Raw genomic sequence first — 26,370 nt, 5'->3', positions numbered from 1 at the left:
CCAAGGCCGACATGGCCGGGCGTCATCTGAATGCGCGAGCACTTTCAGCCCCTATCGAAGCGCTAGTCTGCCCCGCTATGATGTCGGTTCGAGCAGGGGAAATGGGCATGAGGCGGCGGAATTTTTGAACCCAGCGAACATGGATTATTTCATTCAATCTCACCGCAAGAGAGTACGTACGCTCGCCAAGTGGCTCGGCGTGATTGCTGCCGTTGTCTGGCTGAATCAACATAATGCCAGCGCTCAGGGGTTGTTGGCTGCCGCTACAGGCGCAAAGGATCTGACGTTTCCCGATTCGCCGTCTGCTAGCCCAGCAGACGGTTCACGTATGATCTTGCTCAAACCGAAGGGAGCCGGATCGTTTCCTGCGATGGTCCTGCACCACCAATGCGGCGGTCTGCGCACCAAAGGCGGCCCGAACAGGTCGATGGGCGCCTGGGCGCAAGCTGCGGTTCAACAAGGCTTTGTAGTGCTTTTGATAGACTCCCTGGGACCTCGCGATGTCGATATGGTGTGTTTGGAAGCGAAGAAGGGCGTTAACTTTCCGCGCGGAGTACGCGATGCTCTTCAGGCTGCTGATCACCTACGAGCCTTTCCATTCGTCGACAAGCAACGAGTCGCCCATGTAGGGTTTTCCTGGGGTGCAATGGTCGCGCTGCTGGGCAGCAGCAGCAATTGGCGAGCAGCTGCGCCAGGCAGTGAAGCATTTACAGCAGCTGTGGCGGTGTATCCGGGTTGCTTCTCAATCCAACCCAAAGCAGGCTCTCCATATGAAATCGTTCAGACCAAGATTGACCGTCCTACTCTGGTCTTGATGGGCGATAAGGATACCGAAACGCCGCCGGAAGAATGTATTCCCAAACTTCAAGCGGCAAAGAACGCCGGTGCGCCCGTTGAGTGGTACACCGTCCCGAATGCTACGCATTGTTGGGACTGTCAGCACCTGAACGGGTTCTCAAAGATCGATTTTCGTGGCACTAAAGTGATCTACCGATACGACCTAAGCGCAACCCGCGAGGCGCAACGACGAATCTTCGCGTTTCTGGAAAAAACCTGGGGCACCGGGCGCTGACATCCAGATGCGCGACTTGAATGTCGCCTTCGGAACAGATGCGACGGAATTATCGGCAACTTACGCCCTTCGCATCAGCTTGAGCGAGGCCGCAAGCCGCAAGCTCCGCTTTCCCGCGAGCGTGATGCCTTCGAGCTCGCCGCTGTCCTCCGTGCAGGTCCCGGAGAAGAGGATGCCGACCTCGAGGCTGCCGAACACGGGGTTCTCGCCTTTTGCCGGCGTGTGCTCCTGGTTCAGGATCTCGCCCTTCCAGCACCCATCCGCCGAGGAATAGGCGCCGAGACAGGCCAAGCCCCGATTGCGATGGCTTGATCGCTTCACCTACCGCTTTGTCGCCAGCACAAGAGCCGGTTGGTTCGCGCTATCCTCCGCGAGGTGGACATCCATACCGACGCGTTGGAGCGCTGCGGATACGTCGGCCAGCGCGGGAAATGTGTAGATTTCCGGTGGGAACGACGCGATCGCTTTCGGGTCTGCATTCGTCCGGAACAGCAGTCCGAGACGGCCACCGGGCTTCAGCACACGCGCGATCTCGCGCAGCGACGTCTCGATATCCTTCCAGAAATAGAGCACGTGGACGCACTGGACCTTGTCGAACACGCCGTCCGGAAAGGGCAGCGATTCCGCGGTCGAGAGGACCAACTCCACGCGAGCGGCTTCGATGAGCGACCGGTTCCGTTGCGCAGCGATCTCAATCATCAGCTCGGAGAGGTCCAGCCCGACGATGTGGCCCCGCGGAGCTCTCGCCGCTAATTCCATCAGGCTGCGACCATGACCGCATCCGATATCGAGCACCTCATCGTTCTGCTCAATGCCAAGCGCATCCATCACGCGCAAATTCTGGCCCCAGGTCTCGCGCGCCATTAAGAAGGCAATGAGTCGGCCGAGGAGGCCGCGGGCATTCCGCGCATGTTCGGCGATGAACTGAGGACGACGCATCGAGAATTCCAGTGCTCCAAATACTAGCTGGCAACGTTGCCTTAAGTCTGCAGAACTGGCTCGCCGGAATTGAAACGCAGCTTGTCGTTTCTGAAATATCTCCGCAGAATCAGTGCGCTGAGGCGGCGGCGTGCAGCGGCAATTTGCCATGGCTGCTTAAATAGGTCCGGCCTCCCCGTCTCACGCGATTCGCATTATCACGTTGCTGAAGAAGGACCGCGAGCGGGTTTGATTGGAGACTCCCGCGAACTTGCTGACATTCGGACGAGGCCTGAGGTCTGCTTCAGCTCACGAAGCGGGCACCTGAGCCAATGAATGTGCGTCCTACGCCCGTCGCATCAGCCTGAGCGAGGCCGCAAGCCGCAGGCTTCGCTTCCCCGCAAGCGCGATGCCTTCGAGCTCGCCGCTGTCTTCGGTGCAGGTCCCGGAGAATCCGATGCCGACCTCGAGGCCGCCGAACACGGGGTTCTCGCCTTTCGCAGGGGTGTGCTCCTGGTTCAGCATCTCGCCCTTCCAGCGCCCATCCGCCGAGGAATAGGCGCCGAGATAGTAGAAGAACGCATCGCCGCCGAGGATGCGCCCGTCGATCAGCAGCATCACGCCGGACAGTCCGGCATCGACGCCGTCGAGAGCGCGCAAGCCCATCCCATAGAGCCCGTTGGCGATGCCGCCCGGTCCGACCGTTCCGCTCGGCGGCAAGCCTTCGTCGTCGAGGCGCGTGAGATTGGCCCAGAACCTTGCGCCTGGCATGGTGTCCGCGCCGCCCTCGAGACGGATCTGGTTGCCGTAGAGCCGGCCACGCGCTCCGATCGAGGCGACGTCGGCGCCCATCAGCGGCTTGTAGCTGGGGTCGAGGTTGTGCCGCTCGGTGATGACCTGGGCGATGATCTCGCCGTCGCGCTCGACATAGGTACCGAGATGCGCGAAGCCAGAATTGCCGCCCAGCATCCTTCCGTCGTGCAGGCACATGATGCTGCAGCCGAACCCATCGTTGACGCCGTATTCAACCTTGTAGAGCCCGTCCAGCAACGTCTTGAACCTGCAAATCGAAAATGAATTGCGGGCTACCTAGCACCGACGCCACAGCGAAGCCACCGGCTTCTGCGCGCATCGCCACCCCGGGGACCTCCGCCCGCCGTGATGCCATTATGCCCCTGTTTTGCCCGACGGGTCAAAACTTCACTTCGTAAAACCCGCAGTCAATGATTTCAGGGACTTGGCTACTGTGCATGGGGTTGTTTTGGAGGTTTGTTTGCCGGCCTCCGAAAAAAGCTCCTCGGCCGATCGGCGCCAAGCTCGAACCTGCTCCCACGGACGCACGACCAATCGCGCATGGACACGCAATCAGCCGAGGACGAGCTCAGCGCGATCATCGCCGGCGCCGCGAAGCAGCCGCTGCTCGATGCCGCCTACGCGCTCTGGCGCCAACGCTACCGGCTGGAGACCATCGCGGGCCGCCCGACCGCCGAAGAGGTGCGGGTCAATGGCACCTTCTCGCCGGAGCAATTCATCATCCAGTACCGCCATGAACGCGCCCACGCCCATGAAGGGCCGATGTTCGGCTATGTGAAGCGCGCTCATCCGCGCGCCGACGATCAGGCGATCCGGCAAGCCATCATCACGGCGGTCAAATTCGAAGACGCCTACAACAAGCACTTCGACTGGAACGGCGATTTCGAGGATTGCGTGGCGCGCGCGGTGAAACAGGCCGCGCGGAAATATCCGCATTATCTCGAGACCACCTACCGCGATGCCCGCAACGATCTCGCCTACTACATGAAGTGAACTAGAGCATGATCCGGAAAAGTGTGAAGCGGTTTTCCGAAAAGATCATGCTCAAACAATAGGCTAAAGCGCGATGACGATTCATCCTGATCGCATCGCGCTTTAGAAGCACAGCGTGGTGACCAGCCTGCCCTGCTTGTCCTTGATCGCATAGGGACAGCGAATGCGCTCGAGCGCCTTCTTGGCATCCTCGTCACCGAGCGCGGCGGCGCGCTCGTAATAGGCCTTTGCGGCGTCCTTGTCCTTCGCACCGCCGCGCCCCTCCTGCGCGAAGGCGCCCATCCGCTCCAGCGCGCCGGGATGGTTTTGCGCCGCCGCCTTCTCGAACAGGGCGCGCGCCGCGACATCGTCCTTTGCGCCGCCATCGCCTTCAGACAACATCAGGCCGAGCTGGTACTGCGCTTCCGCATTGGTCTCGGCGGCCTTGCCGAGCAGCGCACGGGCTTGGGCGGGATCGGCCGGCGCGGCGCCACCTGCGCCACCGAGCGCTGCGAGATTGCTGACGCCGCGCGGGTTGCCGGCCTGCGCCGCCTTCTCGAAAAGCTTACGCGCCTGCGCCTCGTCCTTGGCGACGCCCGAGCCGGTGGCGTAGGTAACACCGAGCTCGACCATGGCCGCACTCGATCCCTTGTCGGCCGCCTTGCGCCAGGCCGCGATCGCCTCTGCGGTCTGCCGGTTGGCCGCATAGGCGCGGCCGAGTGCGAACATCGCACGCCGCGAGGAATTTGCCGCCTGCTTGCAGAATTTGATCGCTGTCGCGACGTCGGACGCCGCGATGTCGGTTACGCCCTTCACGTCAGCCGGCTTGTCGGGATCGCTGGGATCGGCGGCGAGACGGTCACACAACACGAGGTCGGCCGATTGCGCCTGCGCCGTCAGGGGCGCGGCGAGCGCAAAGAGCATGGCAAGGAGGAAAGTCCGCATGATCGTCACGTTGCGTCTGTGGCCCGGCAAATTCAAGGCTCAAGTCGGTTCGCGTCTGCGATGGGTGGCTCAGGCGCGATGCATCAGCTTGAGCGCTGCGGTCAGGCGCAAGCTCCGCTTGCCGGCCAGCGCGGTTGCCTCCAGCACCGCCTGCTCCGCGTCATAGCTGCCGGAGAAGCCGATGCCGACCTCGTGGCCGCCGAAGATCGGATCGTCCTTGGCCGGCGTGTGCTCCTGGTTGAGGATCTGGCCCTTCCAGCGTCCCTTCGCGGCGGTGTAGCTGCCGAGATAATAGAAAGCCGCATCGCCGCCGAGGATGCGGCCCTGGTTCAGCAGCATCACGCCGGTGAGTCCGCCGTCGAGGCCGTCGAGCATGCGCAAATGGATGGAGTAGAGACCGTCGCTGATGCCGGCTTCGCCGACGCCGCCGGCGATCGGCACCTCCTCGTCAGTGATCGGCGTCATCAGCGACTGAAACGGAACGCCCGGCAGCTCCTTGAGCTCGCCTTTGAAGCGATAGAGATCGCCGTCGGCCCAGCCCTTCGCGATCAGGGTTGCATCGTCGGTGCCGGCCATGGCGCGGTAGCTCGGATCGGGATTATGGCGGACGGTCTTGATCACGATGTCGACGCCGCTGCCCGTCTTCTCGTAGCTGCCGATATGGGCGAAGGCCGAATTGCCGCCGAGCATCTTGCCTTCGCCGGCATGCATCACGCTTCGGCCGACGGTATCGCCGAGCTGAAATCTCACTTTGTAGAAGCCTTCAATCACCAGCCGTGTCCCCGGCCCTGCGCGCATCCGGATGCACTCTATCCCGCTTTCGGCGGCGATGGACAAGTTTCGCGGCGCCCGGGTCGGCAGGCACAGGAACGGTTGTCATCAAAATGCAAAAATCCGCCGGAGCCTTCGCTCCGGCGGATTGAATGCCAACCCGGGCCAGCCCCCAGCCCGGGCCGGGAGGATCTTAGGCCGCGGCCTTCTTGTCGGTCGGCACGGACGAGATCGTCTTCAGGATCTGCGAAGCGATCTGGTAGGGGTCGCCTTGCGAGTTCGGACGGCGGTCTTCCAGATAGCCCTTGTAGCCGTTGTTGACGAAGGAGTGCGGAACGCGGATCGAGGCGCCGCGATCGGCAACGCCGTAGCTGAACTTGTTCCACGGCGCGGTCTCGTGCTTGCCGGTCAGACGCTTGTCGTTGTCCGGGCCGTAGACGGCGATGTGGTCCATCAGGTTCTTCTCGAAGGCGGCCATCAGCGCCTCGAAATACTCCTTGCCGCCGACTTCACGCATATAGGCGGTCGAGAAGTTGGCGTGCATGCCCGAGCCGTTCCAGTCGGTGTCGCCGAGCGGCTTGCAGTGGAATTCGATGTCGATGCCGTACTTCTCGGTGAGGCGCAGCATCAGGTAGCGGGCCATCCACATCTGGTCGGCAGCGGTCTTGGAGCCCTTGCCGAAGATCTGGAATTCCCACTGGCCCTTGGCGACTTCCGCGTTGATGCCTTCATGGTTGATGCCGGCAGCCAAGCACAGGTCGAGATGCTCTTCGACGATCTTGCGGGCGACGTCGCCGACGTTCGAGTAGCCGACGCCGGTGTAGTACGGGCCTTGCGGCGCGGGATAGCCGGCGGTCGGGAAGCCGAGCGGACGGCCGTCCTTGTAGAAGAAGTATTCCTGCTCGAAGCCGAACCAGGCGCCGGAATCGTCCAGGATGGTGGCGCGCTTGTTGGACGGATGCGGGGTCTTGCCATCGGGCATCATGACTTCGCACATCACCAGCACGCCGTTGGTGCGCGCACCGTCCGGAAACACCGCGACCGGCTTCAGCACGCAATCGGAGCTGTGGCCTTCGGCCTGCTGGGTGGAGGAGCCGTCGAAGCCCCAGAGCGGAAGCTGCTCGAGCGTCGGGAACGACGCGAATTCCTTGATCTGAGTTTTGCCGCGCAAGTTCGGAGTCGGCGTATATCCGTCGAGCCAGATGTACTCGAGCTTGTACTTGGTCATTGAGCCTCTCTGTAGATGATGCGAAAGGTTGGGGGCCCGGGAGGGCCCCCGCACGTTTGTACCCGGCCATCATCGGCCAGCCTTTCCCAAGCATTTCGCGTGCCAAAAGGCCGCAGTACGGGCGGTTTTCCACCGCTTCCGGCTCCTCTTCGCCACAGACGGGCCCTCCACGGCACCGTGCGTCATAGCCGCGCACCTCGGCCCGAAGCTGCACTGCAAAAATCCGGCGGAAAACGCCCGATTTAGAAGCAGCGGACGCCGACCGCGCATTGCCGATGAAACGCGCATCAACGTCCGGTAACTTTCGCAAACTCCCCCACCCCTCCTCAGCAACCTTCGGAATGGCCCACGCGTTGGTCAGCGGTAGCGTGCCTTGGAGGATGCAGAAGGCTTCCTGCCTACAAATTGAGCGGAAACTGATTTCCTTTTCAGCACTTTCCAATCGGGGATGAGCGGCCGATATGGGGATTCCAGTAACCACAATCGAACGAGTCGGGCGCACCATGGAGGCCAAGGCGCTTCGACCAAGGAGAATCGCAATGATGAACAATGGTCTGAGTCACGGATCTGCAAAGATCTACCAATTCCCCGTCGGCGGCCGTGCGGCCCTCGCCGGACGCCGCTATGGCGAGGCCCGCCTTCCCGCCGATCAGGCTTCGCTGCCCGCGAACGTCTCGATCTGCAGCGACAGCTGGTATCACCAGGATGCGGTCGACGAAGCCAAGCCCAAATGGGAACGCTGATGCCAGCTGCTGGTCTGACAGTGCCGGGCTTTCGCAAGCGGCCGGCGGCAGTTTGAAAAGGGTCGAAACAACGGCGTTTCGGCCCTTTTTAGTTCCAGGTGCGCCCGCGCCTAGATCCCGGGCTTGTCGACCACCGCGCAGGCCGTAACCGGCCGCTTCAGGTGTTTGACCGTAGCGGGCCCGGTCTTGGGAATCCTCAGCGTGACTCCCGCCCCCGAATAGCGCATCCCCGAAACCGCCAGCCGCTTGGCGAGCGCAACCGGCTGGCCATCGATCTGGACGAAGGCCCGCTTGTCGTGGTCATAAAAGCCCAGGATGAACTGCGTACCATCGGCGCAGCGGTAGGTTTGGAAGGTCTGCGCATCGGCCTGCCGCGCACCGAGCATTGCGCCCGCCAGCATGCTGACCGTCAAAACAATGGCCTTGTGCCGGCCCATGATCGCCCCCTGTAATAGACCGCAAGGACGCCAAACGTGCATCCGGTGGAACCATAACCCAAGCTGATTCCATGCAAGACTCCTCCCTGAAGGACTCCCCCGCCCGCCATCTCGCCCTTCAGGGTGCGAGCAATTTCCGCGACCTCGGCGGCTACCCGACCATTGATGGCCGCACCACACGCTGGCGGCACATCTTCCGCTCCAACCATCTCGGCCAGCTCACTGCTGCCGACATCGAGGTCGTCCGCGCGCTTGGCGTGCGCAGCGCGTTCGATTTCCGTGGCCTGGAGGAGCGCGCGGCCGGCATCTGCGTCGTGGACGAGATCACGGTGCATTCGCTGCCGATCGAACCGACCGTCGTGGCCGGGCTGCGCGCCGAGCTCGCGAAGGGCACGCTGACCGCGGCCGTGGCGCTCGAGCTCATGCGCGAGTCCTATCGCAATTATGTGCGCCACAACACGCACAGCTTCCGCGCGCTGTTCGGTCATTTGCTGGAAGATCGCGCGCCGCTCGTGATTCACTGCACCGCCGGCAAGGACCGCACCGGCTTCGCCAGCGCGCTGATCCTGCATGCGCTCGGCGTGGCGGACGAGGTCATCGCCGAGGATTATCTCTTGACCAACCGGCACTACAAGCGCGACCCGTCGAACGTCTTCGATCTGCCCGCCGACGTCCTCGACGCGATCGGCAGCGTCGAGGCCTCGTACCTTGCGGCCGCTTTTGAAGCGGTCGGCAGCGAATATGGCGATCTCGAAACCTATTTGCGCGACGGGCTCAAGCTCGGCACGGCAGAGCGAGACGCGCTGAAGGCGCGCTATCTGCAAGCATAGGGCGGCTGTGCCGGGAGAACGATCATGCAAGGCAAGATCTTGATCGTGACGGGCGCACGCGGCGCGCTCGGCAAGGTGGTCGCAGAAACGGCGCTGGTACGCGGCGCGCGCGTGGCCGGCATCGATCACGCACCTCCGCAAACCGCCGCAAGCGCTGACCACATCGACATCGGGGGCGTTGACCTGTCCGACCCAGCGCAGGCGAGAACGGCCGTCGATGCGGCGGCAAAGCATTTCGGCCGGCTCGACGCATTGATCAACATCGCCGGCGGCTTTGCCTTCGAGACCGTCGGCGACGGCGATATCGCGACGTGGCAGCGCATGCATGCGCTGAACGTGCTGACCGCGCTCAACGCCTCGCGTGCGGCGTTGCCGCACCTTGCCAAGTCCAAGGCCGGCCGCATCGTCAATATCGGCGCCATGGGCGCACTGCAGGCCGGCAACGGGATGGGCCCCTATGCCGCGTCGAAAGCCGGCGTGCATCGCCTGACCGAGGCCCTCGCAAACGAGTGGAAGGGCAAGGTTACCGTCAACGCGGTGCTGCCCTCGATCATCGACACCGCGGCCAACCGCGCCGACATGCCGAAAGCCGACTTTTCCAAATGGGTGACGCCGCAGGAGCTCGCCGAAGTCATCCTGTTCCTCGCCAGCGATGCCGCGAGCGGCGTCACGGGCGCCCTGATCCCGGTCGGTGGCCGGGTGTAGTCGCGTTCCGATCAAAACGTTAGAGGCACCGGCTCCGATTCAATCGGGGCCGAGAACGCTCTAGACTGGCTGCAACTGATTCTCCGATCGGACGTCCCTTGGAAACCGCGCTTTACCTGCCCGTCAAACGCTTCCTCGAAGAGCTCGGCTTCACGGTCAAGGGCGAGATCGGTGGTTGCGATCTCGTCGGCCTCAGCGCGGGCGATCCGCCAGTGGTGGTGATCGGCGAGCTCAAGCTTGCCTTTAATCTCGAGCTGATCCTGCAGGCGGTCGATCGCGCGCCGGCCGGTGACGAGGTCTGGATCGCAGCGAAGATGTCCGCGCGGGGCAAGGGACGCGAGAGCGACGCACGCTATCGCAATCTCTGCCGCCGCCTCGGCTTCGGCATGCTCGGCGTGACCGATCGCGGCCAGGTCGAAGTGCTGGTGAAGCCGCCGACCGCGGCGCCGCGCCGCGAGCCGAAGGTGCGCTCGCGTCTCGTCGCCGAGCATCAGCGCCGCCAGGGCGACCCCGTGCTCGGCGGCAGCACCCGCGCGCCGATCATGACGGCCTATCGCCAGCAGGCGCTGGCCTGCGCGTCGGCTCTTGCCGAAGGGCCGAAGCCGGTGCGCGAGCTGCGCGAACGCTGCCCCGATGCCGGCAAGATCTTGCTTAACAATGTGTATGGCTGGTTCGAACGCACGGAGCGGGGAATCTACCGGCTCACCGAAGCTGGACACGCCGCCCTGAAACGTTGGCCTCAGCAACGGGTGGAGGTCGGCGCAGGTGCTGCGTCACCGCTGTGACACCAGACCGGTGCATAGCTGAGATGCCGCACCGATTTCATATTGCAATGCAACATTGGCGGCACTAGGTATCCGGCATCAAGATGAGGCCGTTATGAGCGCAGACTGGAATACCAAATATGGCACGCGGCGCGTCCGCCACGATCCCCCGACCCTGGACGAGGCGATCTTCGCCGCTGTCGGCATCACAGACGACCAGGCGCAGCAGGCCGAGATCGCCGCAGCCTTGATGGGGATGCCGCTCGACGTCGTCCAGGCCGAGGTGAAGAAGCAGGCCCGCTCCAACAGCCGCATCACCGCCACCCGCGTGATCGCCGGCGAACAGGGCGCGCAGCGCTCCGTCGTGGTCGAACGCCGCGTCGTCCGCCGCTTCGGCGCCGGCACGCGCAGCTGAGCATTCCTTTCATCGCACCGAACACGAAAGCGGACCGGCCTGGCCGGTCCGCTTTTTGATTCCTGTCCGCAATTTCCCGGTTATGCGGCGCGATTGCCGTACATGCTCGAGATCAGCTTCCAGCACGTGCTGTTGAAGCTGAGAAGCGCGCGCCCGGCCGTGAACGGCGAGGCCGCGAGATCGGCAAGCTCGGCCTCGGGCGTCTTGGCGAGGTCGATCGTGCCGGTCGATTCACCATGGCGGAAAGCCAGATGGGCCCCGAACTTCCTGGCGAGCGCCCGCATCGCATGATTGTCCGCGCCCGTCGTGATGCGCAGCTGCTTGTAGCCCTTCCAGCGGGCCTCTGCGATCAGGCGGCGGAACAGCACGGTGCCGACGCCCTGGCGGCGCGCGGAGGCTTCCACGCTGAAGGCGACCTCCGGCAAGGAACCGTCCTCCGGCGGGTGCAGCTCGGCCGCGCCGCGCACCACGCCTTCGACGATATAGGCAACGATGACGGTGCCGTCCTCGGCACAGCGGGCGGCGTAGCGCTCGATGAAGCTGTCGTCGAGAAAGCCGTTGAAACGGTCGTGCCGGCTGCCGGCATCAAGCCTCAGCAGGTGATCGCGCAGGAGCGGCAATTCTTCCTGCTGGATCAGGGTCCGCACATAGCCGGGAACGGTACGGACGGCGTCTTCAAGTACCACGTCAGAACTCCTCTTGGTGTTCCCTCGAGGAGGCGTTCGAATCCCTAGGCCTCCTATATTGTGCATCGCACCATGATTTTCAAGACGGAGACCTGCCCAAGTTTCGGGCACCGAAGCGACCAATTCGTTAATAAAATCAAAGTCCCATAGTTTCACAGGACCAGCTGGGTCTGGGTCACCACCGCAACCAATTTGCCGTCCTCGGTTTCCAATCTGGTGGTCCAGACCTGGGTCCGCCGACCCCTGTGCACCGGGGTGGCGGTGGCGATGACCGTGGCCCCCTCCTTGGCCCCACCGATGAAATTGGTCTTGCTCTCCAGCGTGGTCGTACCCTTGGCGTCCTCGGGCAGATTGATCACGGTCGCTGCCGCGCCGACGGAATCGGCCAGCGCCATCACGGCCCCGCCGTGGATGGTGTGGTGAAGCGTGCAGAGTTCGGGCCGGACCGTCATCCGCGCCACCACGCGGTCCTTCTCCGCCTCGACAAATTCGACGCCCTTGAGTTCGGCGAACGGCATCTTCATCGCTTTAAGTTTCTCGAGCGGCGTCATCGGATCTCCTCCCAACTTCTTGTTGGCTCAACGTGAATTGCTTCAAGCCGCAAAGCAATGACGTCCGAGGTAATGGCGATGCTGACATCGGCGCGCAGAGCCGGGAAGCGCTGCACTGCGTCCGGGGCACGAGACCACCCTCACGTCACTGCATGCACTACCTGATACTCCGGCCGTCGCCACACCTCCCCTGAAATCACCTCTTCGACGATCTCCGCGGCCCGCACGATCTCGCTCTCGCCGATGTACAGCGGCGTGAGGCCGAAGCGCATGATGTCGGGCGCGCGAAAGTCGCCGACGACACCGCGGGCGATCAGGGCCTGCATCGCGGCGTAGCCGCCGGCGAAGGCGAAGGAGACTTGCGAGCCGCGCCGCTCATGGTCGCGCGGCGTCACGAGCTTGAGTTGCGGACAACGGCGCTCGACTTCACCGATCAGGAGATCGCCCAGCGCCAGCGAACGCGCACGAACCTCCTTGATATCGACCTTGTCCCAGATATCGAGCGAGGCCTCCAACGCCGCCATGGCGAGCACCGGCGGGGTGCCGACGCGCATGCGCTCGACGCCGCCCGCGGACGCATAGGCAAGCTCGAAAGCAAACGGTTTTGCGTGGCCCATCCACCCCGACAGCGCGGCGCGCGAGCCGTCGGCATGGCGCGGTGCGACATAGAGGAAGGCCGGCGCGCCGGGGCCGGCGTTGAGATATTTGTAGGTGCACCCCGCGGCGAAATCGGCGCCGCTCCCGGCGAGATCGACCGGCAGCGCGCCGGCGGAATGGGCGAGATCCCAGACCGTGACGATGCCGAGCGCATGCGCTTTCGCTGTCAACTTCGCCATGTCGTGGCGGCGGCCGGTGCGGTAGTCGACCTCGGTGATGTACAGAACGGCGATCTCCTCAGACAATGCGTCCTCGATCTCCTCCGGTGCTACCAGGCGCAATTGATGGCCCCGTCCGAGCGTCGCGATCAGGCCTTCGGCCATGTATAGGTCAGTCGGGAAGTTACCGGTATCCGACAGGATCACCTTGCGCGAGACGCTCATGTCTAGCGCGGCAGCTAGCGCCTGATAGACCTTGAGCGACAGCGTGTCGCCGACCATGACCGAGCCGGCCTCCGCGCCGATCAACCGTGCGATGCGGTCGCCGACATGGCGCGGCTGCACATACCAGCCTGCACTATTCCAGGCGCGGATCAGCTCGTTGCCCCATTCCTCGGTGATCACGCGGTCGACACGCTCGGCAACGCCCAGCGGCAGCGCACCCAGCGAGTTGCCGTCGAGATAGATCACGCCGTCAGGCAAATGGAACAAGGCTCTGGTATCGTCGTAGACGCGAAGCCGGGTCATGGACATCCCTACAGAATCGTACGCACGCGCCAGAGTTCGGGAAACAGTTCGACCTCGAGCATGCGCTTGAGATAGCTGACGCCGCCAGTGCCGCCGGTGCCACGCTTAAAGCCGATGACGCGCTCGACCGTGGTGACGTGGTTGAAGCGCCAGCGCCGGAAATAGTCCTCGAAATCGACCAGCTTCTCGGCCAGTTCGTAGAGCATCCAGTGGGTTTCCGGCGCCTCGTAGACGATACGCCAGGCCTGCAGCACGCCTTCGTTGAAGCTGTGGGTTTCGCGAACGTCGCGCGCCAGCACCGCAGCAGGCATCTTGAGCCCGTTGCGGTCGGCAAGCCGCAGCACCTCGTCATAGAGGCTCGGCGTCCCGAGCTCGGCTTCGAGCAGCTTGATCGTCTCCGCATCGTGCGCGTGCGGCTTCAGCATGGCGTGGTTGCGGTTGCCGAGCAGAAATTCGATCAGCCGGTATTGCCGCGACTGAAAGCCCGAGGATTGTCCGAGTTGCGAGCGGAAGCGGGTATACTCGCTGGGCGTCATTGTGCGCAGCACGTCCCAGGCCCCGTTCAGCTGCTCGAAGATACGCGACATCCGGGCCAGCATCTTCATCGCGGGTTGCACCTCATCCCGTGAGATCGCACGGCGCGCAGCCGCGAGCTCGTGGATGGCGAGCCGCATCCACAGTTCCGTGGTCTGATGCTGGATGATGAACAGCATCTCGTCATGCGCCTCCGACAGCGGATGCTGCGCACCGAGGATCGCGTCCAGCGCGAGATAATCACCGTAGGACATGCGCCGGGTGAAATCGGTCTCGGCGCCTTCGCTTGTGGGATCGTAATCGCTGGACGTCATGGCTGGCCCTCTCGATCGATCGTCCCTGGCCTCATTCATCGAGGCCGATCAGGCGCGCGGTGATCTGTGACGACGGATCCTTGAGCCCGTCGATCACCGTGAAATGGTTGAGGCCGGGCTCGACGACGAGGTGCGTCGGCACGTCGAAGCCGGTCCAGATGTTCGCCATCAGATCGGACTGGCGGATGAATTCGGGCCGCTCGCTGCCGCCGACCCAGGCCGTCACTGGCGAACGCCCTCGTGGCAGATGCAGCGCCGCGCTTTCCAGCGTCGCCTCCTCCATCGTCATGCGCAGCGTCTCGTTCATCCCCGTCTTCAGGAGCGGACGCAAGTCGTGCAGGCCGCTGATCGAGAGCGTACCGGCGATGCGGTTGTAGACGGCGGACTCGAGCCGGCTGTCGTCGCACAGCATGCGCGTGACGAGATGGCCGCCGGCGGAATGGCCGGCGAGCCGGATCGGCCCCGAGACGAGCGATGCCGCTTTGGCGATCGCGGCGGTGATCTCCGCAGTGATATCGGAGATGCGGGCAGCTGGTGCCAGCGTGTAGCTCGGCAGCGCCACCGTCCAGCCATGGTGCCGCGCACCTTCGGCGAGATCGGTCCAGGTCGATTTGTCGAAGCGCATCCAGTAGCCGCCATGGACGAAGACGACGAGACCCATGCTGTCGCCGTCAGGCAGGATCAGATCGAGCCTCTGGCGCTCGCCGGCGCCGTAGGCGATGTCGGGGCGAAATTCCTTCAGCCCGGCGCGGTAGGCCGCCGCCCGCTCCGCCCACAGAGCCGGCAGCTTGTCCGAGCCCGGGATGTGGGCCGAATTGGCGTAAGCGTCATCCCAATCGCGCATCGTTGCTCCCGAGGACTCGTCCGACGAACCGAACGCCAGTCTGCCACCGGTCAGGGCGGCATCCTAGTCTTTCTTTTAAGCTTAAAGGATTGAGGGAGCCGGTGGATTGGGCAGCGACCGCTACGAGCTGAGCTGTCGCAGGGTGGGCAAAGCGGAGCGTGCCCACCATCTTGGTTCATCCGAGAGAAAGGTGGTGGGCATGGCGCAAGTGCGCCTTTGCCCACCCTACCGCAGTGGCGATGGGGAGACCGCTACGCCTTCTCCACGCCGCACCATTCCGCGATGAACAGCGCCATCGCCTTGGTCGCCTTCTTCAATGACTCCAGGTCGACGAACTCGTTGAAGCCGTGCATCTCGCCTCCGCTGGCACCAAAACACAGACTCGGGATGCCGTGGTTGAGGCCGTAGAAGCGCGTGTCGGTCAGTGCCGTGAAGACGAGGTCCTCTGGCGTACCGCCATAGACCCTGTTGAAGGCCTTACCGAACGCAGCCTCGGGCTCCGCGGCGTTGGTCAGCTCATAGCCTTCCGACAGGAAGCCGGACCATTCGACCTGCGGCGGATTGTTGGCGAGGAAGCGGTGGTTGCGCGAAGCGGCGGCGACGCAAGCCATGATCTCCTTCTGGTGATCGGCGATCGACCAGCCCGGCAACACCGCAATCCGGCAGTCGACATCGCACCAGGCCGGCACGCTCGAGGCCCAGTCGCCGCCCTTGATGATGCCGGCGTTGAAGTTGACGGGATGGTCGAGCGTCTTGAAGTGACGGTCGGCCTTGGCCCGCTCGTTCCATTCGATCTCGAGCTTTTGCAGCGCCTGGATCAGGTGATATGCCGCCATGATCGCGTTCGCGCCGGAGCCTGCGAAGGCAACGTGGGTCGGATGCCCCTTCACGCGGAGGCGGAACCAGATCACGCCGACCTGGGAGCGCACCATCTTGCCGCCGGTCGGCTCCGGAATGAAACAGGCGTCCGCGCGATAGCCGCGTTGCAGCGTCGAGAGTGCGCCGACACCGGTGCTCTCCTCCTCGATCACCGATTGGAAATGGATCCGCGCCGTCGGCCTGAAGCCCGCGGCCTTGATCGCGTCCAGCGCATAGAGCGCACCGATCGTCCCGGACTTCATGTCGCAGGCACCGCGGCCGAACATCTTGCCGTCCTTGATGACCGGCGCGAATGGCGGCGTTTCCCACAATTCCAGCGGACCGGCCGGCACCACATCGCAGTGCCCTTGCAGGATCAGCGACTTGCCGCCATTGGTTCTCGGACGGTAAGTTCCCACCACGGATCGCGCCTTCGAGAAGTCGTGCTCGATCGGACCGAAGCCGCGCAGATCCTTCAAATCCTCGACGTCGATATGCCAGTCGTCGACCTCGTAGCCACGTTCGCGCAGGAGATCGCCGATCATGTCCTGGCATGGTCCCTCCGCCCCGCGGGTCGAAGGGATCGCGACGAAATCGCGGGTGGTTGCAAGCTGAGCCTCGAAGCCGCTGTCGACGGCGTCAAGAATCCTCTGCTGCGTTTCGGCATTCATTCGGGCGTCTCCAGACATTCCAATGGTCCCAGGGAGCGCGCAAACTAGCCGATTTCAGCCGTTCGGGTACTCCAGAAAATATGCATCCCGCAATGCATCTTCGAGCAGCCGGCCTTCGGAATAGCCGTTCAGAGTCGCAGGCCGACTCACACCATCGAGCAGGCGCGGGCACGGTTCGGGGGCGCCGAGCACGGTGCGGACCGGAATGCGCTCCGCATAGATCGGCAGCGCATAGTCCTCGTCGTCGTCGGCGACGCCCTTGGCGCGGATCTTGGCCGAGGCTTCCTCGATTTCCATTGCGATGAAGGACGTCGCCTTGATTTCCTGCGTGGTGCTCTGTCGCAGGCCGGCGGTGCGATCCGGGAAGAAGCGATCGACCATCGCGATCACCGCCCGCTCCTTCTCATCGGGGTCGGTGACGAGATAGGCTGTGCCGAACGCCATCACGGCGCGGTAGTCGGCGGAATGGTTGAAGCCGCAGCGTGCCAGCACGAGGCTGTCGAGATGGGCGACCGTCAGGCAGACGCGCTCGCCCTTGCTCTGGTTGCGCAGCATGCGGCTGGCGCTCGATCCGTGCCAATACAGCCTGGTGCCCTCGCGCCAGAAGAAGGTCGGCGTACAATAGGGCTGGCCGTCGATTGTGTAGGAGACGTGGCACAGCATCGAGGAATCCAGGATGCGATGAACCGTGTCGTGATCATAGAAGCCGCGGTCGTGCCGGCGCTTCACCTGGTTGCGTGCCGATGTCGGATAGGAATTCGAGGTCTCGGTCTGGCTCACGGCCGCTCCTGCTCGGATGGAAGAAATCCGGAGCAGTTGTAGCGGCGCATTTGGTCTGCGATAGTTCCAATTCCATGCAAAAAATTCCGACCAATTCGTCCTCCCGAGCCAAGCCCGAGCTTCCGCTCGACCTCACCGGCCCTCACGTCACGGCCGGCGCTTCCGCGGCGCACCGGCTCTATCAGGCGCTGTGCGAGATGATCGTCTCCGGCCTGGTCCGGCCGGGCGAGCCGCTGCCGCCATCGCGGACGCTGGCCAAGCAGACCGGCTTCCGCCGCAACGCCGTCGTCACCGCCTATGAGCGCCTGATCGCCGACGGCTTTGCCGACGCGACGGTCGGCTCCGGAACGTTCGTCGCGGCGCGTATACCCCAGCGCGCCGCCGAGCCGAACAAGCCGAAGGTCGTTCTCGAAGCGCCAAAGCAAGGCGCGTTTGCGCTTGGCTGCACCCATATCGACGAACGCGCCGTGCAGCGTTTTCGCGCTTTCGTCGGCCGCCGCATGCGCGCATTCGGAACCGAGCACCTGCATTATGGCGACCCTCGCGGCAGCCGCGAGCTGCGCGTGGCGATCGCCGACCATCTGTTGTCGGCGCGGGGGCTGCGTTGCGATCCCGACCAGATCATGCTGACCTCGGGCACGCTGCACGCGCTGCGCATCGTGCTGAGCGCGATCCTGAAATCCAGCGACCAGGTCTGGTGCGAGGACCCGGGCTATCCCGCCGCGCGAAAAACCATCGTCCATTGCGGTTATCGCACTGTGCCTGTCGCGGTGGACGAGCACGGGATGCGCGTCGCCAAAGGCCGCATCGCGGCACCGTCCGCGCGCGCGGCCTACGTTACGCCGTCGCACCAGTTTCCACTTGGCGTGCAGATGTCGATGCCGCGACGGCTCGAGCTTCTGGACTGGGCCAAACAGGCCGGCGCATTCGTGCTCGAGGACGATTACGACAGCGAGTTCCGTTATGACGGCGCGCCGCTGATGTCGCTCGCCGGCATCGATCGGCTCCAGCGCGTGATCTATCTCGGCACCTTTGCCAAGACGCTGTTTCCGGGCCTGCGCATCGGCTATTGCGCGCTGCCCGAACGCCTGATCGCGGACGTGACGACGGCGCGGGCGGCGCTCGACCGCTTTCCCGGCACGCTGATGGAGGGCGCGGTGGCGGACATGCTCAATTCCGGCGCCTTCGCCGCGAATCTGAAGCGCGTGCGGAAACTCTATCGCGAGGCGCGCGACGTGCTCGCCGAGAGGCTGGAAGTCGCATCCGGTGGCGCGCTTTCGGTGCCGGTGCCCTCACAAGGCCTGCATCTTGTCGCCCGGTTCGATCCTGCCGTCGATCCGGCGGTGGCGGCGCTGGCCAAGCAGGCGGCCGGCGCCGAAGGCTGGCTATTGGCCGACACCTATTCGCGCGGGCGTCCCCTGCCCGGCTTCGTGCTGGGATTTTCCGGACATCCCGTGCCGCAGCTCGTGGCGTCCGCGGAACGTCTCGCGAGGGAATCGCGCGCAGCCTTGGCCGCAAAAGGAAAACCGGCCCGCCGGGCCTGACGAAGCTTCACTATCAGAATCGCCCGCCGCTCCCTAGATTGCGGCATCGATTCCGGGACCTCACATCATGCTGCTGCGCCACGCGACCTGCCTCTCGCTGCTGATCTCCATCGCGCTTGTCTCGACGGCACGCGCCGCCACAGTCGGACGTGAGCAGGACATCGGCGATCTGAAGCTCGGCCAGCGCGTGCTCGTGGATGACGGAACCTGCCCCGCCGGTCAGCTCAGGGAAGTGCGCGGCGCGAAGATGACCGACAAGGGAGTCTCGCGCACGAGTTCCTGCGTGCCGCGGCACGGACCGAAAACGAAGTAAGGATCCAGGACTATTTCGCCGGATCGAACATGCACTGCAGGGTCGGTTTGGCGATCTTGGTGAAGGTCGGGCCGATCTCGCTGTGCTTGGAGGCCGGTACCCAATCTGTCTCGATGGTGGGCACGCCGGTCTCGCTGATGCCGCGCAGCAGCGCTTCGCGCAGATCGCGATCCTCGACGGCCGCGGCGGCGTGATCGTGCAGGCAGCCGCAGACCGCTTCCGGATGCTGCCAGCGCCCGAGCATGTGCGGCGCACACTGGCGCACGAATTCGCCACGCGGATCGGGTAGCCTGGAAGGTGAGCGGACCTGCGCCTGAACGGAGTTGATCGTCAGAAGGGACACGAACGCTGCGGCGCAGAGACGAAGCAACATGATCGTTTTGCCGGCTGTTTCGTTGTGTGCAGTCAGAAGCGCGCGGCGACCATGATCGGCTGAGCGGCCGGAACCGCAACGGGCGAGCCGCTGTACTGGAAGGTACCGACACCGGGGAGATTGCCGTCGGGCGCACCCGCCAACGAGGAGCCGGCGAGCACGAGACCGAAAGCAAGGATGAAGCTGAGCGCGCGCATGATCTGTGTCCCAATTCTGTGACCGGCGGTGCGCCGTCGTCGTTATGAGCCTGATAACCATGGGCGGTTTCGCGCGTGATGCGCGAAAAACTGAAAATGGTTTCGTCTTCGTGAGAATTGTTTCGTCCCGGCCACGGCGACGAAACAATTCTCGGAAAATGCCAGTTATTTCAGACAGGTCTGGCGGCAGGCCAAAGTCGCCTGCCAAGTTCCGGCGCCGGCACGGACGTGCACCCCGCCCAGGCGTCGTCACGCGGCCGCCGCGCGCGCTTCACATGCATTTTACGTTTTTCTGCTGAAAGGGCGGCAAAAGAAGGCTGGATCCTGTCGAACCGGAATTGGTTCAGCAACGACCCAAGCCATCGAAACCGAGACGCCCGGATCATCGGGCGCATTCACGTGAGGGATGGCCATGATGGCGGGAAATCGCGCAACGCCGCGCGATGAAAATCCACCGACGGAGCGCGCAGATCAACCGATCATTCGCGGCAGCACCGGCGCAATGGCGCTGCAATCGAGCCGCGGCCTCGAGGCGGCGCCGCAGACGTTCGTGCGACTGACCGGATCGCGCCTTGCGACGCCGCGCGATCGCCGCCGGGTGAACGCGAGCGCGTTGCAGGAGTGAACGCGGAGCGCCTCATTGCGTGAAGAACTCGCCGCACTTCTGGACGTTTGCGTCCGCCGGTCCCCACGGCATGATCGGCACGGTTGAGGTCGAGTTCTTGGGCGAGCCTTCGATCAGCTTGTCTGAATAGACCATGTAGACCAGCACGTTGCGCTTGGCGTCGCAGCCGCGCACGATCTGCATCTTCTTGAAGAACAGCGACCGGCGCTGGCGGAACATGTCGTCGCCCTGCTCCATTTTGTGCTTGAACTTGACCGGACCGACCTGGCGGCAGGCCAGCGAGATATCCGAGACCTCCTCGGCAAGGCCGAGCCAGCCTTTGAAGCCGCCCTTCTCCGGCACCGTGAAATGACAGGCGACGCCTTCGACTTCGGGATCGTCGAGACCATAGGTCGCGAGCTTGTCGTTCGGGCTCATCCATTTGAACACGGTAGAGCGGCGGAAGATCAGATCAGGTTCGTCGGCCGCAGATGCCGAGGCCATTGGCGCGGTCAGAGCCAGGAGGAATAAAGCGAGGCCTTTCAGACGGATGCTCGAAAGACCGGGGAAACGAGATGACATGAAGTTCTCCGCTAACAAGTCCCCGCAATGTAGGAACGCAAGCGGCGGTCAGGAAGGCGGCAGAGGAGCGGACCAGGCCGCCGTTTACCGCTCCGTGAGGCTTTTTTGCTACGCCTTGGACAAAAGTAGCTGATGGCAGAACCGCGCTGCTGGTGAACGCGTATCCCCTTTGCGAGACTAACGTCTGATTTGGATAATGGATTCGAGGATGAACAGCGTGAACGGGTGGGGTTCGCCTGCCAAGCCGGCACGGCTGTGGCAGGTCGCCATGTTGACGGCGGCGGGTGCGATCGGCGCAACCAGCGAAGCAAACGCAGCATTTTATTACTGGACGGACTATTCCGACCGGCCCTACTACGCCCGGCCGAACCGGCTTCCCGAAATACCGCGCCAGAAGCCGCAAAAGCGCGGCGCCGCAAGCAAGAAGGACGTCGTTGCCGAGAAGGAAGCCGGCACCAAGCCGCAAGGGCCACTCGTCATTGTCGTCTCGATCGACCGGCAGAAGATGACGGTCTACGACAAAGCCGGCGTGTTCGCGGAATCACCGGTGTCGACGGGCATGAAGGGCCACTCGACGCCGATGGGCGTGTTCAGCATCATCCAGAAGCACAAATTCCACCGTTCCAACCTCTATAGCGGCGCGCCGATGCCGTACATGCAGCGGATCACCTGGTCCGGCGTCGCGATGCATGCTGGCGCGCTGCCGGGCTATCCGGCCTCGCATGGCTGCATCCGCATGCCCATGGCGTTCGCGATGAAGATGTGGAACTGGACCAGGATGGGCGCGCGCGTGATCGTGGCGCCCGGCCAGGTGTCGCCGCAAAGCTTCTCCCATCCCGTGCTCGCCTCCATGCGCGTGCCGCCGCAGCCCGCCGCGAGCCTCGCGCCGCAGACCAATGTCGCTGACAAGGCCGATAAGGGCACGACCGAAGCCAAGCCGGTCGAGACCAAGACGGCCAGCGCCGACAGCGTGGTCGAGCTGCGCACCTCGGTCGGCCACACCGTGTTGTCGGACGTGACCACCGGCCATGCGGCTGCGCGCGAGGAAGCCGCGGCGACGGCCGACGAGGTCAAGACGGCCGAAGCGGCCAAGCCTGCGTCCGAAGACGCCGCCAAGCCGGCGACCGAGAACAAGCCTGCCGACAAGGTCGACCCGGTCAAAACGGAAGCCGCGAAGGCACCCGATGCGCCGGCGCTCGCCACCGCACCCGATGCAAAGAAGGACGAGGGCCGCCTCACCGATCCTGCGCCGGCGGCAAAGCCGGACACACCCAAGCGGGCCGGCCAGATTGCCGTCTTCATCAGCCGCAAGGATTCCAAGCTCTATGTGCGGCAGAATTTTGCGCCGCTGTTCGAGGTGCCTGTCACGATCGCCGCGAGCGACCGGCCGCTCGGCACGCATGTCTTCACCGCCGAGCTCGACAAGGCCGATGCCAACACGCTGCACTGGTCGGTGGTGTCGCTGCCCGTGTCCGCCCGTTCCGTGGCGCGCGAGGACGACAACCGCGTGGCGCGCCGCCAGCGCGGTGCCGCCGTGATCCCCGTCGCCGCAAAACCGGTGGTGACGCCGGACAGCCCAGCCGAAGCCCTCAACCGCATCTCGGTCCCCACTGAGACCATGGCGAAAATCAACGAGATGCTGACGTCAGGCGGCTCGATCATCGTCTCCGACCAGGGCATCAACCAGGGCGAGACCGGCGAAGGTACCGACTTCATCGTCCGCCTGTACTAGCTCTCTCGCAGGACCGATAACGCGGTGTTGACGCGCGAGGCCGCAGTGGCGGAGTAATCTGCCCTCGGATCATCTCGGGGGACGCCGTCATGATGAATCGCAGAACCGTGCTGAGCGTCACGCTTGCGGGCGCGTTCGCGCCTGTCACGCGCGCCCTCGCTGATGGCGCCATGAGCCGGATCTCGGCCTACGCCTTCTCCTTCCCGGCATTGTCAGGCGACGACATCCGCCTCGCCACGTTCACCGGCAAACCGCTGCTGGTGGTGAACACGGCCTCGCTCTGTGGCTACACGCCGCAATATGCCGGCCTGCAGGAAATCTGGAACGAGTTTCGCGGGCGCGGGCTCACCGTGATCGGCGTGCCGTCCAACGATTTCGGCGGCCAGGAGCCCGGTGGCAGCAGCGAGATCACGCAGACCGCACACCACCAATATGGCGTTACCTTCCCGATCACGGCGAAGGCCGCGGTGGTCGGTGCGAGGGCGCATCCCTTTTACAAATGGGCCGCGGAAGCCCGACCGAAGGAAGTTCCGCGCTGGAACTTCCACAAATACCTGGTCGGCCGCGACGGCTATATCGCCGAGGTATTTCCATCCGCCGTCGAGCCGGCCGACACGCGGATCAAGACCGCCATTGCAAGGGCCCTGGCCGACACTTGACTCACGTGCACGACTCAAGTGCACGCCATCCGGCTGGGCACAATTGCGACGCGGCATCAAACAGCCGTTGCAATGGCGATGGCCCACCATCTAGGCTAGGATTGTTTTGGGCAGGACGGTTTTTGCCGCAGGCGAAAAGCCACGGCGGAACAACGGGATCAATCTCGAGGGACATCACCATGCGCGTGGCGGCAGGACTGATTTTAGCAGGTGCGATGTCGGTGGCGCTCTCCGGCGCCGCATGGTCGCAGACGCCGGCTGCGAAGCCCGCAGCCGCACCGCAAGCCGCGCCGGCGGCAACACCAGCGGCTGCAACGTCCCCAGCTCCAGCGCCCGCAGCAGCGGCTGCGGCGCCAGCGGGCTTCGTCAATCCGCCCCCGCCGAAACAGCCGCCGCAGCCGGCCCGCGCGGCCTGCAACACGCCGGGCGCACTCGGCGTCGCCCGCACCGTCGAGATCGACACCACGGGCGGTCCCGGCTTCGGCTTCGAGCATTTCAAGGAGCTCGACTTCCTGCGCGACAAGGAGGTCGTGCTGACCTTCGACGACGGCCCCTGGCCGCGCAACACGCCCGCGGTGCTGAAGGCGCTCGCGGACGAATGCACCACCGGAATCTTCTTCATCATCGGCAAGCACGCGACCTACGAGCCGGAGGTCCTCAAGCAGGTCTACGCAGCCGGCCACACCGTCGGCGCCCACACTTGGTCGCACGCCAACCTCAACAACAAGAAGCTCAACGAAGCGCAGCGCAAGGACGAGATCGAGAAGGGCTTTGCGGCGGTGAAGTGGGCGCTCGGCGGCATCTCGCCCGCGCCGTTCTTCCGCTTCCCGGCGCTGCAGCATCCGCCCGAGATGGTCACCTATCTCGGCAACCGCAATGTCGCGAGCTTCTCCTGCGACATCGACTCGTTCGACTTCAAGGCTTCCAAGCCCGAGAAGATCGTCGAGACCGTGATGAAGAAGCTCGACACCAAGGGCAAGGGCATCATCCTGATGCACGACTTCCAGAAGCACACCGCGGAGGCCCTGCCCGAGCTGCTCAAGCGGCTGAAGGCCGGCGGCTACAAGGTGGTCGCGATGCGCGCCAAGTTCCCGGCCTCGACGCTGCCGGAATACGACCAGGAGCTGCTCAAGGACCTCAAGCTGCCGACGGTGAGTCAGCGCCCGGTCAATTCGGTGGTGACCACCGTTTCCGAATAGTAGGCCATTGTCTTTCCGCTTCGAAGGCTACGTCATCGTCTCCGCGGACGGCATGCTCGCCGATCCGTCGCACATCATGCCTGAGACGTTGAAATTCGAAGGTGACAAGCGGTTCTTCGAGCAGGCGCTCGATCGCGCCGCGCTGATCGTGCACGGCCGCAACTCGCACGAGCAGCAGCCGAATTCGGCCAGCCGCAAGCGGCTGATCCTGACCCGCAAGATCAGGGACCTCACCGTCGATCCGGAGATGCCGAACGCGACGCTGTGGAATCCTGAGCATGCGAGCTTCGAGGAGGCCTGCGCCTTCGCCGACGTCGCATCCGGCATGGTCGCCATCATCGGCGGCCCGGTCGTGTTCGACCTGTTCATGGACCGCTACGACACGTTCTGGCTGTCGGAGGCTCCGCATGTGCGGCTGCCCGGCGGTGAAGGCTGCTTCGTCGGCGTACCCCAGCGGACGCCTCACGAGGTGCTGGCTGCGCGCGGGATGAGGCCGGGTGCGCCCTACCTCCTCGACGCGGCGCATGAAGTGACCGTGACCCCGTGGCGGCGGGGGTAGCGTGCCGGCAGTGGCGGCGCTTACGCCGGCTCCGACTCAAACTGGAAAAACAACCCCATGCACAGTACCGGCAACATCATACCGCTCCACATATTGCTGGTGTGCCGTGCTAAAATTGGTCCCGCCGCCGGCCAGCGCAAAGCCGGCTAGCATATTTGCCGAGACCCGAAAATCGGCCCCGACGGCGGTCGTGGCGCTATAGCCAACGTCCGAGGCGCGGCGTCAATACGGGCCAACGGCTGCGACACACCGCATCAATAGACTGAGACAAAAGAGCAAAAACTAACCCACGGCCAGCATGAGCGACGACTGCACGACGACTAGTCCGACGGACGCTTCCGGATTGAATGACGATGTCGCCCCGATATCGTCCCTGCTGCCGGCATTCGGCTTCAGCGCCGATCAGATGGAGACGGAGGCGAACATCGCAGCGTGGCGGGAAGCCGTCGCCACGCTGTTCGAGGTGGACGAGCTCGCCGCCGGCGAACCGGGCCCGTTTCGCGCCGACCTCAGCTCCTACTCCATGGGACCGGTGCTGATCGGGCTGAGCCGTGCCAGCGGCCAGCGTTTCCGCCGGACGGCCGAAACGATCGCGCGCAGCGGCGTCGACCACATCATCCTCCAGCTCTATCTGAAGGGCGGCTATGACGGCGTTGCCGGCACACGGCCGATGCGCGTACGCGCCGGCGACATCTGCCTGTTCGATCTCGCCCAGGCGCTGGAGACCAAGGCGACGGCGTTCGAGAATGTCACGCTGGTCGTGCCGCGCCCGATGTTCGCCGCCCATCTCTTGCGGGTTGATGATATGCATGGCCTGGTCCTGCCGGGCAGCAGCGCGATCGCGCGATTGCTGGCGGGGCATCTCACCGCCCTGTTCGAATTTGCCCCGCGCATGAGCCTCGACGAATGCCAATCCGTGGTCGAGGGCACGGTGTCGCTGCTGGCCGCGTGCCTTCGCAACGAAATCGAACGGGGCGAGGCCGATGCCGACCATGGCGTCGCGGCAAGCCCGTCCTTGATGCGGATCCGCCAATATATCGAGGCTGGCCTTGCCAGCGAGGATCTGTCGGCCAATTCGATCGCCGCCCATTTCGGCCTGTCCCGGGCCTCGCTGTACCGGCTGTTCGCCCCGGTCGGCGGCATCGCCGACTACATCCGCAGCCGCCGGCTGCACCGCGCCTTCTTCGACCTCGCCAATTCGGGCGCGCGGGGCCCCCGGATCAGCGAGGTGGCACGGCGCTGGCAGCTCGGCACCGACGCGCATTTCACGCGCTCGTTCAAGGCCGCCTACGGCATCACGCCCCGCGCCGCACGGGAGGCCGCCCTGCTCGGCCGACAGCGCGGCAGCGATGGAGCGAGCAGCGCGACGATTTCCCGCTGGATGCGCGAGATCGCGCCGCCGAGAGCGGAGTGA

The 26,370-nt window shown here is 64.3% G+C and carries 31 protein-coding genes and 1 pseudogene; 15 read left to right on the top strand and 17 right to left on the bottom strand.

The genetic code is table 11. From position 1 onward, the window contains the following. The first annotated feature begins 139 nt into the window (after nt 1-139). Complete coding sequence (locus tag I6F31_RS19330; protein WP_225185950.1) at nt 140-1,072, top strand: dienelactone hydrolase family protein; 933 nt, start codon at nt 140-142, stop codon at nt 1,070-1,072. Nucleotides 1,073-1,132: 60 nt separating this feature from the next. On the opposite strand, the pseudogene I6F31_RS19325 reads toward I6F31_RS19330, so the two are convergent. The 3 genes and pseudogenes from I6F31_RS19325 to I6F31_RS19315 all read right to left on the bottom strand — a co-directional run. Next, nucleotides 1,133-1,354, bottom strand: a pseudogene (locus I6F31_RS19325) (GrlR family regulatory protein); the annotation flags it as partial. A gap of 39 nt (nt 1,355-1,393) precedes the next feature. Next, nucleotides 1,394-2,011, bottom strand: a complete 618-nt coding sequence (locus I6F31_RS19320; RefSeq protein WP_225133072.1) for a class I SAM-dependent methyltransferase — start codon at nt 2,009-2,011, stop codon at nt 1,394-1,396. Between the two features lie 324 nt (nt 2,012-2,335). Beyond that, nucleotides 2,336-3,040 (bottom strand): hypothetical protein, encoded by a 705-nt coding sequence (locus I6F31_RS19315; RefSeq protein ID WP_225114126.1) that lies wholly within the window; start codon nt 3,038-3,040, stop codon nt 2,336-2,338. Between the two features lie 303 nt (nt 3,041-3,343). Between I6F31_RS19315 and I6F31_RS19310 the strand changes: the two genes are divergently transcribed. Continuing rightward, on the top strand, nt 3,344-3,796 hold the full coding sequence (locus I6F31_RS19310; protein ID WP_225185949.1) for a hypothetical protein: 453 nt from the start codon (nt 3,344-3,346) through the stop codon (nt 3,794-3,796). Between the two features lie 102 nt (nt 3,797-3,898). On the opposite strand, the gene I6F31_RS19305 is transcribed toward I6F31_RS19310, so the two are convergent. The 3 genes from I6F31_RS19305 to I6F31_RS19295 form a co-directional block, all read right to left on the bottom strand. Next, nucleotides 3,899-4,720: a tetratricopeptide repeat protein gene (locus I6F31_RS19305; RefSeq protein ID WP_225146689.1), complete on the bottom strand. Its 822-nt coding sequence runs from the start codon at nt 4,718-4,720 to the stop codon at nt 3,899-3,901. A gap of 69 nt (nt 4,721-4,789) precedes the next feature. Continuing rightward, the gene (locus I6F31_RS19300; RefSeq protein WP_036022782.1) at nt 4,790-5,491 is read right to left on the bottom strand and encodes a GrlR family regulatory protein; all 702 of its coding nucleotides are present in this window, start codon (nt 5,489-5,491) and stop codon (nt 4,790-4,792) included. 193 nt (nt 5,492-5,684) lie between these two features. Continuing rightward, nucleotides 5,685-6,719 (bottom strand): glutamine synthetase beta-grasp domain-containing protein, encoded by a 1,035-nt coding sequence (locus I6F31_RS19295; RefSeq protein WP_036000382.1) that lies wholly within the window; start codon nt 6,717-6,719, stop codon nt 5,685-5,687. 539 nt (nt 6,720-7,258) lie between these two features. On the opposite strand from I6F31_RS19295, the gene I6F31_RS19290 reads away from it, so the two are divergent. Further along, nucleotides 7,259-7,462 (top strand): DUF2735 domain-containing protein, encoded by a 204-nt coding sequence (locus tag I6F31_RS19290; protein ID WP_225146688.1) that lies wholly within the window; start codon nt 7,259-7,261, stop codon nt 7,460-7,462. 110 nt (nt 7,463-7,572) lie between these two features. On the opposite strand, the gene I6F31_RS19285 is transcribed toward I6F31_RS19290, so the two are convergent. Further along, entirely contained in the window at nt 7,573-7,899 is a 327-nt protein-coding gene (locus I6F31_RS19285; RefSeq protein WP_225146687.1) for an MliC family protein, read from the bottom strand. Between the two features lie 86 nt (nt 7,900-7,985). On the opposite strand from I6F31_RS19285, the gene I6F31_RS19280 reads away from it, so the two are divergent. The 4 genes from I6F31_RS19280 (at nt 7,986) to I6F31_RS19265 (ending at nt 10,613) form a co-directional block, all read left to right on the top strand. Continuing rightward, nucleotides 7,986-8,729: a tyrosine-protein phosphatase gene (locus I6F31_RS19280; protein ID WP_036022792.1), complete on the top strand. Its 744-nt coding sequence runs from the start codon at nt 7,986-7,988 to the stop codon at nt 8,727-8,729. A 24-nt stretch (nt 8,730-8,753) separates the two neighbouring features. Continuing rightward, the gene (locus tag I6F31_RS19275) at nt 8,754-9,434 is read left to right on the top strand and encodes an SDR family oxidoreductase (RefSeq protein WP_225146686.1); all 681 of its coding nucleotides are present in this window, start codon (nt 8,754-8,756) and stop codon (nt 9,432-9,434) included. 98 nt (nt 9,435-9,532) lie between these two features. Next, entirely contained in the window at nt 9,533-10,219 is a 687-nt protein-coding gene (locus I6F31_RS19270; protein WP_057029000.1) for a DUF2161 family putative PD-(D/E)XK-type phosphodiesterase, read from the top strand. Nucleotides 10,220-10,313: 94 nt separating this feature from the next. Further along, nucleotides 10,314-10,613: a hypothetical protein gene (locus tag I6F31_RS19265; protein ID WP_036000395.1), complete on the top strand. Its 300-nt coding sequence runs from the start codon at nt 10,314-10,316 to the stop codon at nt 10,611-10,613. Nucleotides 10,614-10,693: 80 nt separating this feature from the next. On the opposite strand, the gene I6F31_RS19260 is transcribed toward I6F31_RS19265, so the two are convergent. The 7 genes from I6F31_RS19260 to I6F31_RS19230 form a co-directional block, all read right to left on the bottom strand. Beyond that, nucleotides 10,694-11,299 (bottom strand): GNAT family N-acetyltransferase, encoded by a 606-nt coding sequence (locus I6F31_RS19260; RefSeq protein WP_109143965.1) that lies wholly within the window; start codon nt 11,297-11,299, stop codon nt 10,694-10,696. A 152-nt stretch (nt 11,300-11,451) separates the two neighbouring features. Next, nucleotides 11,452-11,850: a PaaI family thioesterase gene (locus tag I6F31_RS19255; RefSeq protein WP_036000401.1), complete on the bottom strand. Its 399-nt coding sequence runs from the start codon at nt 11,848-11,850 to the stop codon at nt 11,452-11,454. Between the two features lie 140 nt (nt 11,851-11,990). Beyond that, entirely contained in the window at nt 11,991-13,193 is a 1,203-nt protein-coding gene (gene kynU, locus I6F31_RS19250) for a kynureninase (protein WP_225146685.1), read from the bottom strand. Nucleotides 13,194-13,201: 8 nt separating this feature from the next. Further along, complete coding sequence (gene kynA, locus I6F31_RS19245; RefSeq protein WP_036022774.1) at nt 13,202-14,041, bottom strand: tryptophan 2,3-dioxygenase; 840 nt, start codon at nt 14,039-14,041, stop codon at nt 13,202-13,204. 31 nt (nt 14,042-14,072) lie between these two features. Next, nucleotides 14,073-14,885: an alpha/beta hydrolase gene (locus tag I6F31_RS19240; protein WP_225146684.1), complete on the bottom strand. Its 813-nt coding sequence runs from the start codon at nt 14,883-14,885 to the stop codon at nt 14,073-14,075. Between the two features lie 251 nt (nt 14,886-15,136). Then, nucleotides 15,137-16,414 carry an ArgE/DapE family deacylase gene (locus I6F31_RS19235; protein WP_036000410.1) on the bottom strand — a complete coding sequence of 426 codons (1,278 nt, stop codon included), beginning with the start codon at nt 16,412-16,414 and terminating at the stop codon, nt 15,137-15,139. A gap of 54 nt (nt 16,415-16,468) precedes the next feature. After that, entirely contained in the window at nt 16,469-17,194 is a 726-nt protein-coding gene (locus I6F31_RS19230; RefSeq protein WP_225185948.1) for a pyridoxamine 5'-phosphate oxidase family protein, read from the bottom strand. 74 nt (nt 17,195-17,268) lie between these two features. On the opposite strand from I6F31_RS19230, the gene I6F31_RS19225 reads away from it, so the two are divergent. Both I6F31_RS19225 and I6F31_RS19220 read left to right on the top strand, forming a co-directional pair. Beyond that, nucleotides 17,269-18,738: a PLP-dependent aminotransferase family protein gene (locus I6F31_RS19225; protein ID WP_225185947.1), complete on the top strand. Its 1,470-nt coding sequence runs from the start codon at nt 17,269-17,271 to the stop codon at nt 18,736-18,738. A 67-nt stretch (nt 18,739-18,805) separates the two neighbouring features. Continuing rightward, nucleotides 18,806-19,051 (top strand): DUF6719 family protein, encoded by a 246-nt coding sequence (locus tag I6F31_RS19220; protein WP_036022769.1) that lies wholly within the window; start codon nt 18,806-18,808, stop codon nt 19,049-19,051. Nucleotides 19,052-19,061: 10 nt separating this feature from the next. On the opposite strand, the gene I6F31_RS19215 is transcribed toward I6F31_RS19220, so the two are convergent. Then, nucleotides 19,062-19,424, bottom strand: coding sequence for a hypothetical protein (locus tag I6F31_RS19215; RefSeq protein ID WP_036022768.1), 363 nt, complete (start codon nt 19,422-19,424; stop codon nt 19,062-19,064). 32 nt (nt 19,425-19,456) lie between these two features. Beyond that, nucleotides 19,457-19,621 (bottom strand): hypothetical protein, encoded by a 165-nt coding sequence (locus I6F31_RS19210; protein ID WP_225185946.1) that lies wholly within the window; start codon nt 19,619-19,621, stop codon nt 19,457-19,459. Nucleotides 19,622-20,033: 412 nt separating this feature from the next. Between I6F31_RS19210 and I6F31_RS19205 the strand changes: the two genes are divergently transcribed. Next, nucleotides 20,034-20,246, top strand: coding sequence for a hypothetical protein (locus I6F31_RS19205; protein WP_036000463.1), 213 nt, complete (start codon nt 20,034-20,036; stop codon nt 20,244-20,246). 12 nt (nt 20,247-20,258) lie between these two features. On the opposite strand, the gene I6F31_RS19200 is transcribed toward I6F31_RS19205, so the two are convergent. After that, nucleotides 20,259-20,807: a CreA family protein gene (locus tag I6F31_RS19200; protein WP_036000425.1), complete on the bottom strand. Its 549-nt coding sequence runs from the start codon at nt 20,805-20,807 to the stop codon at nt 20,259-20,261. Nucleotides 20,808-21,015: 208 nt separating this feature from the next. On the opposite strand from I6F31_RS19200, the gene I6F31_RS19195 reads away from it, so the two are divergent. The 5 genes from I6F31_RS19195 (at nt 21,016) to I6F31_RS19175 (ending at nt 26,370) form a co-directional block, all read left to right on the top strand. Continuing rightward, entirely contained in the window at nt 21,016-22,539 is a 1,524-nt protein-coding gene (locus tag I6F31_RS19195) for a L,D-transpeptidase (protein ID WP_225185945.1), read from the top strand. Between the two features lie 89 nt (nt 22,540-22,628). Next, nucleotides 22,629-23,198, top strand: a complete 570-nt coding sequence (locus I6F31_RS19190; RefSeq protein ID WP_225185944.1) for a glutathione peroxidase — start codon at nt 22,629-22,631, stop codon at nt 23,196-23,198. Between the two features lie 179 nt (nt 23,199-23,377). Further along, the gene (locus I6F31_RS19185) at nt 23,378-24,397 is read left to right on the top strand and encodes a polysaccharide deacetylase family protein (RefSeq protein ID WP_036033905.1); all 1,020 of its coding nucleotides are present in this window, start codon (nt 23,378-23,380) and stop codon (nt 24,395-24,397) included. Nucleotides 24,398-24,404: 7 nt separating this feature from the next. Continuing rightward, the gene (locus tag I6F31_RS19180) at nt 24,405-24,956 is read left to right on the top strand and encodes a dihydrofolate reductase (protein WP_225150921.1); all 552 of its coding nucleotides are present in this window, start codon (nt 24,405-24,407) and stop codon (nt 24,954-24,956) included. Nucleotides 24,957-25,254: 298 nt separating this feature from the next. Continuing rightward, nucleotides 25,255-26,370 carry a helix-turn-helix domain-containing protein gene (locus I6F31_RS19175; RefSeq protein ID WP_057028994.1) on the top strand — a complete coding sequence of 372 codons (1,116 nt, stop codon included), beginning with the start codon at nt 25,255-25,257 and terminating at the stop codon, nt 26,368-26,370.

The sequence above is a fragment of the Bradyrhizobium sp. NBAIM01 genome, assembly GCF_020194115.1.
GTDB classification, from domain to species: domain Bacteria; phylum Pseudomonadota; class Alphaproteobacteria; order Rhizobiales; family Xanthobacteraceae; genus Bradyrhizobium; species Bradyrhizobium yuanmingense.
This window is presented reverse-complemented; position numbering and strand designations above follow the sequence as displayed.